Below are 8,909 nucleotides of genomic sequence, written 5' to 3'. Positions count from 1 at the left end.
GCCCTGTCTCGAGTCGAGACAGGGCCACGAGCCCACCCACAACGATCTCGCGTTCGCGAGCGCGGCCTCGGTGGGGCCGAGGTCAGTCCTGCGGCTTCTTCTTGCGCCGCGCGCGCGGGCCGACGCCGCCGGCGCGGCCCGAGGAGTTCGCGGCGCGGTGGGCGCGCACGAACTTCCGGTAGTGCCCCAGGACCTCGTCGGTGGGGCCGTCCATGACGAGCTGGCCCTGGTGCACCCACAGCACGCGGGTGCACATCGCCTCGATCGTGGTGATCGAGTGGCTCACCAGGAAGATCGTGCCGGCGTTCTTGCGCACCTCGTCGATGCGCGCCTTCGAACGCGCCTTGAACGCCGCGTCGCCCGTGGCCAGCGCCTCGTCGATCATGAGGATGTCCGGCGTGGCGGCCGACGAGATCGCGAACCGCAGCCGCGCCCCCATGCCCGAGGAGTACGTCTTCATCGGCATGTAGACGAAGTCGCCGATGTCGGCGAACTCCACGACCTCGTCGAACCGCTCCTCGACCTGCTTGGGCGTGAGCCCGAGGGCGAGGCCGCCGATCCAGATGTTCCGCTCGCCCGAGAGCTGCGGCATGAGGGCGGCATTGACGCCCAGCAGCGCCGGGTCGCCCGCCACGTACACCGAGCCGGAGTGCGGCGGGATGAGGCCGGTGATCGCGCGCAGCAGGGTGCTCTTGCCGGACCCGTTGATGCCCACGATGCCGATGGCCTCGCCGTGGCGGGCCACGAAGGAGATGCCGCGCACGGCGTGCACCTCGCTCACGGCCCCCACGTGCTGCGACGTCGAGCTGACGAGGCGGCGCAGGAAGGAGCGCTTGGGCGCCTCCGCCTCGCGCACGTTCGCGCCGCCCTTGGCCGCCACCTGCTTTGCCTTGCCGCCGAACACGCGGTAGACGATGTGCAGGTCGTCGACGACGAGCACCGGGTCGCCCAGGGTGGCGACCGGCTTGGGGCCCTCGAGGTCCTCCGGCTCGAACTCCTCGTCGAGGTCCACGTCGAGGTGCAGCTCCGACTCAGTCACGGCCGTACCGCTCCTCTCCACGCCAGAACACGACGAAACCGACGGCGAACGACACGACCGCCCACCCGGCGGCCCAGGCCCACATCACCGGGTCCTGGGGGATGGTGGGCTCCTGCGTCAGGATGGAGCGCGCCACGTACAGGTACACGGCGATGGGCTGGTACTCCAGGATCGGCCCGATGATCGCCTGCGTGGTCGCCGGGAGGTCCTTCACGTAGTGCATCACCGGGAAGATGACGCCCGACGCGTACATCACGAGGCGCAGCACGAAGCCGATGATGTTGTCGAGGTCCGGCGTGATCGCCACCGCCCGCGCCACGACGAACGCGATGCCGGTGTTGAAGATCCACAGCAGCGCGATGATCGCCGGCAGGAGGAGCCAGCTCCACGTCACGTGCACCATCGCGTACTTTGGCAGCAGGCCGCTGAGCAGCACGATCGCGCACATCACCAGCAGCGCCGGGACGAGCGTGGTCAGCAGGGAGACCACCTGCGCGATCGGCAGCACCGCGCGCGGGAAGTGCAGCGACCGGATGAGGTTCGACTTCTGCGCGATCGACCGCGACCCCGCGTGCACCGACTGCTCGAAGAACCGGTACAGGAACGTGCCGATCACGATGAACGCGATCGAGTTCAGGACGCCCCGGCTCGTGCCGAGCAGGATGCCGAAGATCAGCACGTAGACGATCGCGTTGAGGATCGGGTTGAGGACGGCCCACAGCTGACCGAGGTAGTTGTTCTGGTTCTTGGAGTAGGCGGTCGCGGTGCCGAGCACGCGGATGAACGCCCAGCGCGAGGCGACGTCCTTGATGTACCGGCCGAGCGGCGGGCGCACGCCCATGGGGCGCAGACCGAACTGCTCCGCGATCGCCTGGCGCTCCCGCGAGGTGGTGTCGGGCACGACCGGATCCGGAGGGCGAAGTGCGTCCGGCCCCGGCTTCCCGCGGTCACCCGATGCGGCGCCCGTGGTGGTGTCGGTGGTCACGTAGCTGGCATACCCGTCTTCTAGGTACGGCCTGTGGCTGACAGGCCCCGTCGATCCTACAGCGACGAACCGCCCCCGATCCCAGCCCCCGGCGACGAACCCGTGGCCTGCCGGTGACCCCGTGGAATACTCGAGATGACACCGGGGTGAACCCCCGCCCGGCCCGCAGGGAGGCCACGATGCCCGACGTCAGCGCCCCGCGGTCCACCCTCCGGCTGCGCGCCCGACGGGCGCTCGCCCGCACGCTCCTGAGCGCGGGCTCCCGGGCCAAGCGGCTGGTGAGCAGCACCATCGGCGGCGAGCCGCCCGAGCTCTCCCCCGAGGTCGAGGGGCTGCCGCCGTACCCCGTCGTCGCGTACTTCGCCGACACGCCCCTGCAGGCCTACCAGCTGCGACAGTGGCTGCCCGTGCTCGAGCGCGTCGCCGAGCGGCACCCGCTGGCCGTCGTCACCCGCCAGTGGGAGCTCACCGAGCAGCTGCGGGCCGCCACCGACCTCCCCGTGCTCTACGCGCTCGAGCTCGACGGCCTGCGCCGCCTCTACAAGCAGATCGACGTCAAGGTGGTCGTCTACGTCAACAACGGCTGGCGGAACTTCCAGTCGCTGATCTACCAGCGGGCCCTGCACGTGCACGTCAACCACGGCGAGTCCGACAAGATCTCGATGGTCTCGAACCAGGCCAAGGCCTACGACCACGTCGTCGTCGCGGGCCCGGCCGCGGTCGAGCGGCACCGCCGCGCGCTCATCAACTTCGACCTCGGCCGCCTCGTCGTGTGCGGGCGCCCGCAGCTCGACCTCGACGTCGTGCCGACCCTCGCGCCCCTGCCCGGCCGGCGCACCGTGCTCTACGCCCCGACGTGGTCCGGCGAGGACGACGCCAACAACTACACCTCCCTGGACCGGTACGGCGTCGCCGTCGTGCGCGCCCTGCTGGCCCTCCCCGACGTCCGGGTCGTCTACAAGCCGCACCCCCGGGTGCTCGACGGCGAGGACCGCGCGGTGGCGGCCGCGCACGCGGAGATCGTCCGCCTGCTCGCCGCCGCGGGCGCGCCGCACGAGCGGCCGCTCCGGGCCGACGTCCGCGGCCTGTTCGCGGCCGCCGACCTCCTCGTGACGGACATCTCCGCCGTCGGGCTCGACTTCCTCTACCTGCGGCCCGACGCGCCCGTCGTCCTCACCGACCGGCGCACGGACCGCGTCCGGCTCGTCGCCGAGGCGCCGCTCGCGGGCGCCGCGGACGTCGTCGACGACGACACCGTCGGCGACCTCGCGGGGGTGCTCGCCGCGAACCTCGCCGCCGACCCGCGGCGCGACGAGCGGGCGCGCCTGCGCGACCACTACTTCGGCTTCGCGCGCGGCGAGAGCAGCAGGAGGTTCCTCGACTTCGTCGACGACTGCGTGGCCCGCCGCGACGCCCTCGTCGCCGCGCGCCCCGGCCCGGGACCGGCGTGACCCGGACCGGGCGGCGTCGGACCTGAATGGGTCAGCCGTGCGTCAGGCCTGCTCCGCGGCCTTGACCCGGGCGACCTCGCGGTCGCGGACGTCCATCAGCCGCTCGCACGCGGCGACGAACCGGCGCGTGGCGGCGCCGGGGGCGGTGTCACCGAGGTAGTGCTCCCGCAGCGCGAGGCGCTGCTCGCGCGTCGGGTCCTGGCCGAGTTCGCGGTCCACGACGGCGACCACGTCGCCGAGCGCCGACACCGGCAGCTCCGGGGCCAGCTCCAGGAGCGGGCTGGAGGCGATGATCACGTCGCCCACGGGGCGCGTCACGACGATCGGCTCGCCCGTCGCGAGCCAGTCCATGGCGACGCCGGAGACGTCGCAGACCAGCAGGTCGGCGGCCGCGAAGGCGGGCGCGACGTCGCCGTGGGTGTCCGTGCCGTGGCCGGGGCCCTCGGCGGGCGCCGGCGCCGCGGCGAGGTACTCGCGGATCGCCTTGTCCGCCTCGCCGTACGCAGCGACGCGGACGCCGGTGAGCGGGTGCGGGCGGTAGAGCACCCGGTAGCGGCCGGACTCCACGAGGGCCCGCACGATCGCCGGCCCGTGCGTCGCGACCGACCCGTACTCGGCGGACGGCTGCCCGCCCTCCCACGTGGGCGCGTACAGCACCGTCGGGAGCGTGCCGCGCGGGGTCCTGGCGCGCAGGCTCAGCTGATCGTCCAGCTGGGGGCGGCCCACGGGCACGCAGCGGGCATGCGCGTCGTACAGGGTGCTGAACCGCGCCATCCGCTCCACCGCGGCCTGCCCCGCGACGAACGAGAAGTCGTACGCCTTGGTCTGGTTGGACACCGTGACGAGCTTGTCGCTGTCGCCGTGCATGAGCGACGCGTGCACCAGCTGCCCGAACCGCAGGCACGTGAAGTTCTCCGGGTTGTGGTTCACGTACAGCGCGAGCTTGGTGGCCGAGCGGCCCAGGACGTCGTCGAGCGTCGTGTAGCGCGCGACCGTGCGCACGTCCAGGCCGCTGTCGCGGCGGATCGCGCGGGCCGTGCGGGAGTCCTGCGTGACGACGACCAGCGGGTGCTCGGCGTGCAGCGCGCGGAACGTGTCGTACCACTGCTCGATCTGGTACAGCGCCTCGGGGGTGTCCGCGAAGTAGACCAGCACCTCGTACGGCCACGACGTGCCGAGCAGCGCCTCGTCCTCGCCGAGCCCGTCCGGCATGCCACCGGGCAGCAGCCCCAGCCGTCGCACGACCTTGCCCCCCAGCGAACGGATCCGGCGCCGCAGCGTGGCGCCCCGGGGTGTGGCAGGCATGGGTCTCCAGACACGTCGTCGGTCAGTGGGGGGCGCGTCGCAGCATACCGGCCACGTGCCGCACGACCGGCAGCCGGCGGGCGGGCCCGGGGCGGCGGGCCACGTCGTGCAAGACCTCGGCCCAGCGCGCCACGACGGCGGCGTCGGAGTAGCCGCGGGCGGTGGCGACCGCGGCCTCGCGCATCCGCCGCACGGCCGCGTCGTCGAGCGTCACGAACCGTTCGATCGCCGCCGCGAGCGCGTCGACGTCGCCGTCGGGCACGAGGAAGCCGTCCACGCCGTCGGTGACGATGTCCGAGGGCCCGTACCGGATGTCGTAGGAGATCGGCACGCAGCCGCGCGCCATCGCCTCCGCGAAGACGAGGGGCAGCCCCTCGGACCGGCTGGTGACCAGCAGGTACGAGGCGGCCGACAGCCGGTCCGCCGCGCCGGGCACGAAGCCGTGCAGGGTGACCCCGGGCACCGTCGCCGCGCGCGCCTCGACCGCGGCCCGCCGGGGCCCGTCGCCGTAGACGTCGAGGGTGAGGCCGAGGCCGGTCCGCCGGGCGGCGCGCCCGGTCGCGGTCACCGCGTGCCCCACCCGTTTGCGCAGGACCAGGGACGCCACGACGGCGCCGCGGTACCGGTCGGCGTGCGCGGGCACGGGGCCGTCCGGGAGGTCGGTGCCGTTCGGCACCACGACGGTGTGCGCGCGCTCCCCGACCCGGTCCAGCACGTCCCGCCGCTGCGCGTCGGTCAGGAAGACCACCGCGTCGAAGTCGTCCAGGTGCTCCACGAGCGGCGCGCGCGCCGTGGTGAGCGGGCCGTGCGCGTCGACGGCGTCCGCGGCCAGGTGCGCGCCGTGCACCACGTGCACGGTGCGCAGGTCGCGACACCCCCCGGCGGCGAAGAACGGGACCATCGTCTTGCTGTCGACGACGACGAAGCGCGGCCCCGCGGGCAGCACGTCCTCGAGCCAGGACCGGTAGAGCGCCCAGACCGAGGGCAGCCGACGCCCGCGGCGGCCGTCGCGGGCGTAGAGCGTCACCGCGCGGCGGCCCACGCGCGATCGCTCCTCGACGGCCGCGAGCGAGCCGTCCGGCCGGAAGTGCAGGACGCGGCCCGTCTCGTCGTCCTCGCCGTCGCCCTCGCCGTCGCCGGGGCCTGGGCCGTCGCCGCCGCCCTCCGTGCGCACCCGCTCCCCCGGCGCCGCGGCCGGCACCCGCGCCGGGCGCGCCCGGCGGGGCACGCCGAGGGCGTCGTCGGGGAGCCGGCACACGTCGTGCCACACGTTGTGCAGGGTGGTGCCGTCGATCAGCTCGCCGCGGGACTCGAGGGACGCGCGCACGGCGTCGACGTCGAGGTCCGGCGCGAACGTCAGGATCCGCACCGGCACGCCCGCCTCCTGGACGAACGACCGCGACCTGCGCAGCATTGCCGACGTCATGCCGCCGTAGTCGGCCGGGATCGTCCACGTCGCCGCGGCGTGGCTCCCCGGCGGGAGCGACGTCCGGGGTCCGGGGCGCGACGGCGGCACGCGCACATCGTAGGCACCCCGGGGCCTCCCGGCCGGGAGCCACCACGGGCGCGGGACCGGACGCAGGACCGGGCGCGAGACCGGGCGCGAGACCGGGCGCGAGACCGGGCGCGAGGCCCGCCGCCCACCCAACGTTCACCCGGCGGCCATGCCGACGTCCCCGGCTCGTCGTCCGCCGCGGTGAGACTGGCCGCGTGACCGCGCTCGTCGAGTCCCCGCTCCAGCTGCTCTGCGCCGTCGAGGCGCACGCCGCCGGGCACGCCGGAGCCCGCACCCGCGTGCTGGCCCGGGCGGACGTCCCGGCCCTGACCGCCGGGATCGACGCCGTGCGCGCCCTCGGCCTGCCCGCCGGGCTGGACGTGGAGCCCGCGCCGGCGCCGCGCCGCCTGCCCGACGACACCGTGGTGGTGGGCGACCCGTTCTCCGGGGCGTTCCAGGCCGCGCTGCTGCGCGCGCCGCGGCCGCCGGAGCGCCTGGTCGTCGTCGACGACGGGCTCGCGACCCTCGACCTCGTGCGCCGGGTGCTCACGGGGTCCCCGCTCGTGCGCCTCACGGCGCCGCCCGACCCGCTGCGCTACGGCCTCGGCGCCCTCGCCGCGCGGCGGCTGCGCCGCGTCGCCGCCGCCGGGCGGCTCACCCTGTGCACCACCATCCCCCTGGACGACGACGCGCTCGTCGGGCTGCGGGCGCTCGGCGTGGACGTGCGCCCCCACGACTTCGCGTGGCTGCGCTCGCGGCCGCAGCGCAACGCCCCCGACGAGTCGACGGTCGTCGTGGGCTCCGCGCTCGTGGCCGACGGGCTCGTGCACGCCGACCGGTACGCCGCGTGGGTGCGCGGGATCGCCGCCGACGGCCCCGTGCGCTACGTGCCGCACCGCCGCCACGACCCGCTGGTGTCCGCGCTGCTGGAGCGCCTGCCCGGCGTCACGGTGGACGAGCCCGGCGCCCCCGTCGAGATCCGGCTGCGCGGGCTGCGACCCGGCCAGCGCACCGTGATGCTGCCGTCGACGTCGGCCGTCACCCTCTCGCGCCTGCTCGCGCCCCGCGGCGTCGTCGTCGCCCCGCACGCCGTGCCGGACGCCTGGTGGACCGACCGCGCCACGCCCGAGCTGCGCCGCCACCTCGGCCGCACGCACGCGCTGGCCACCCGCGCGGCGACCGAGTCCGCCGCGTCCGCCGGGGGCCCGGCGACGGGGCCGCTGCGTCCCGGCCGGCCCGCGTCGGTCGCGTCGCGCGCATGACGCTCGCCCGCCCGCTCCCCCGCGCCACGCCCCGCGAGCGGCGGAGCGCCGCCCCCCCGCCCGTCGAGCGCCGGGCGCCCCGCGTGCTCGCGGTCGCCGACTCCGACTCCTACCTCAAGTGGGGGGTCTGGACGCTGGCCCGCCTCCGCGACGACGACGGTGCTGACGGCGCCGACGGTGCCGAGGCCGCCGAGGGCGTGCGCGTCTCGGCCGTGCTGGTGCGCTCCCCCATCGCCCCGACGGCGGGCCAGGCGGCCGCGGCCGTCAGCGGCACGGGCGTCGGGCGCCCGCCGGTGCTGGGCCCGCGGGCGCTGCGCCGGCTGGTGCGCCGCACCCGTCCCGACGTCGTCCTCGTCGCCGCCACCGGGCCCGTCGCGGAGCTCGTCGCCGCGCAGGTGGTGCGGGCACTGCCCGCCGGCCGCCGTCCCGCCCTGCTGACCGGGCTGCCCGGCATGGCGCTGCCCGCCACGCCGCAGGGCACCGGCTGGCGGCGTTGGTGCGACGCGTTCGTGGTGCACGCGCGCGTGGAGGCGGCGCCGTACGTCGAGGCGTTCGCCAACCAGGGCGCGCGCCCCGACCTCGTGCTCACGCGGCTGCCGTTCCTCGACGATTCGCCGACCGCCGCGCCCGCCCCGGTGCGACGCGTGGTGCTGGCGGCGCAGGCCAAGGTGCCCGCCACGCGCGCCGAGCGCGTGGCCCTGCTCGACGGGCTCGGAGGCCTCGCGGCGGACGGGCTGGAGGTGGTCGTCAAGCTGCGCGCCCGCGCGGGCGAGCGCCAGACCCACAACGAGGCACACCCCCTCGACGCGCTCTGGGAGGCCGAGCACGCGGGCCTCGGGCACGCCGCCGGCGCGGTCGCCTTCGCCACCGGCCCCATGGCCGACCAGCTCACGCCGGGCACGGCGCTGCTCACGGTCAGCTCGACGGCCGGGCTGGAGTCGATGGCCCGCGGCCTGCCCACGGTGTTCCTCGCCGACTTCGGCGTCGGCCCGGAGCAGCTCAACGAGCCGTTCGCGGCGTCGGGCTGCCTGCGCCGCCTGGACGACGTCGCCACCACCCTCCGCGCCGGCGGCCCCACGCCCGACCCGGTGTGGAGCGAGGAGCACTACCTGCACACCGCGCCGTCGGGCCTGCCCGCGGCCGTGCACGACCTGGCCCGGCGTTCCCGCGCCGGCGACCTGCCCTCGGTCCGCGTGCGCCCGTGGTCCTGGCCGCGGCACGCGTACACGGTGCTGCGCTCCGCGCTGCCCGTCGCCGTCGCGCAGCGCCTGACTCTCTCCCGCTGACCCCTCCGCCCGCCCCGCCACAGTGCCGAACAGGCAGTTGACACCGTTATCGGGCCGGATTCCGGCCGATAACGGTGTCAACTGCC

7 protein-coding genes are annotated in these 8,909 nt (G+C 75.5%); 3 read left to right on the top strand and 4 right to left on the bottom strand.

Going from position 1 to position 8,909, the window contains the following annotated elements:
* Positions 1 to 82: 82 nt before the first annotated feature.
* Together ACFWDO_RS20375 and ACFWDO_RS20370 are read right to left on the bottom strand one after the other, a co-directional pair.
* Positions 83 to 1,039, bottom strand: a complete 957-nt coding sequence (locus tag ACFWDO_RS20375; protein WP_380325406.1) for an ABC transporter ATP-binding protein — start codon at positions 1,037 to 1,039, stop codon at positions 83 to 85.
* The gene (locus ACFWDO_RS20370; protein ID WP_380325409.1) at positions 1,032 to 1,940 is read right to left on the bottom strand and encodes an ABC transporter permease; all 909 of its coding nucleotides are present in this window, start codon (positions 1,938 to 1,940) and stop codon (positions 1,032 to 1,034) included. Before ACFWDO_RS20370 ends, ACFWDO_RS20375 begins: the two co-directional genes overlap by 8 nt.
* Before the next feature lie 263 nt (positions 1,941 to 2,203).
* Here ACFWDO_RS20370 and ACFWDO_RS20365 point away from each other — a divergent pair, with 263 nt between their 5' ends.
* Positions 2,204 to 3,475 (top strand): CDP-glycerol glycerophosphotransferase family protein, encoded by a 1,272-nt coding sequence (locus ACFWDO_RS20365; protein ID WP_380325412.1) that lies wholly within the window; start codon positions 2,204 to 2,206, stop codon positions 3,473 to 3,475.
* A 42-nt stretch (positions 3,476 to 3,517) separates the two neighbouring features.
* On the opposite strand, the gene ACFWDO_RS20360 is transcribed toward ACFWDO_RS20365, so the two are convergent.
* A complete protein-coding gene (locus ACFWDO_RS20360; protein ID WP_380325415.1) occupies positions 3,518 to 4,780 on the bottom strand; it encodes a CDP-glycerol glycerophosphotransferase family protein in 1,263 nt (420 codons plus the stop codon).
* A 22-nt stretch (positions 4,781 to 4,802) separates the two neighbouring features.
* Positions 4,803 to 6,296 (bottom strand): glycosyltransferase, encoded by a 1,494-nt coding sequence (locus ACFWDO_RS20355; RefSeq protein ID WP_380325418.1) that lies wholly within the window; start codon positions 6,294 to 6,296, stop codon positions 4,803 to 4,805.
* A 194-nt stretch (positions 6,297 to 6,490) separates the two neighbouring features.
* Between ACFWDO_RS20355 and ACFWDO_RS20350 the strand changes: the two genes are divergently transcribed.
* Together ACFWDO_RS20350 and ACFWDO_RS20345 are read left to right on the top strand one after the other, a co-directional pair.
* Complete coding sequence (locus ACFWDO_RS20350; protein WP_380325420.1) at positions 6,491 to 7,537, top strand: hypothetical protein; 1,047 nt, start codon at positions 6,491 to 6,493, stop codon at positions 7,535 to 7,537.
* On the top strand, positions 7,534 to 8,823 hold the full coding sequence (locus ACFWDO_RS20345) for a DUF6716 putative glycosyltransferase (protein ID WP_380325423.1): 1,290 nt from the start codon (positions 7,534 to 7,536) through the stop codon (positions 8,821 to 8,823). Before ACFWDO_RS20350 ends, ACFWDO_RS20345 begins: the two co-directional genes overlap by 4 nt.
* Positions 8,824 to 8,909 lie beyond the last annotated feature (86 nt).

The sequence above is a fragment of the Isoptericola sp. NPDC060185 genome, assembly GCF_042728595.1.
In the GTDB taxonomy this organism is placed as follows: Bacteria; Actinomycetota; Actinomycetes; order Actinomycetales; family Cellulomonadaceae; genus Isoptericola.
The sequence above is the reverse complement of the archived record's forward strand: the minus strand, read 5'-3'. Positions and strand labels throughout refer to the sequence as shown.

Excerpts from the sequence above, each read along its gene's own strand:
- ACFWDO_RS20360 (WP_380325415.1), bottom strand. The coding sequence starts at position 4,780 with ATGCCTGCCACACCCCGGGGCGCCACGCTGCGGCGCCGGATCCGTTCG.
- ACFWDO_RS20365 (WP_380325412.1), top strand. The coding sequence starts at position 2,204 with ATGCCCGACGTCAGCGCCCCGCGGTCCACCCTCCGGCTGCGCGCCCGA.
- ACFWDO_RS20345 (WP_380325423.1), top strand. The coding sequence starts at position 7,534 with ATGACGCTCGCCCGCCCGCTCCCCCGCGCCACGCCCCGCGAGCGGCGG.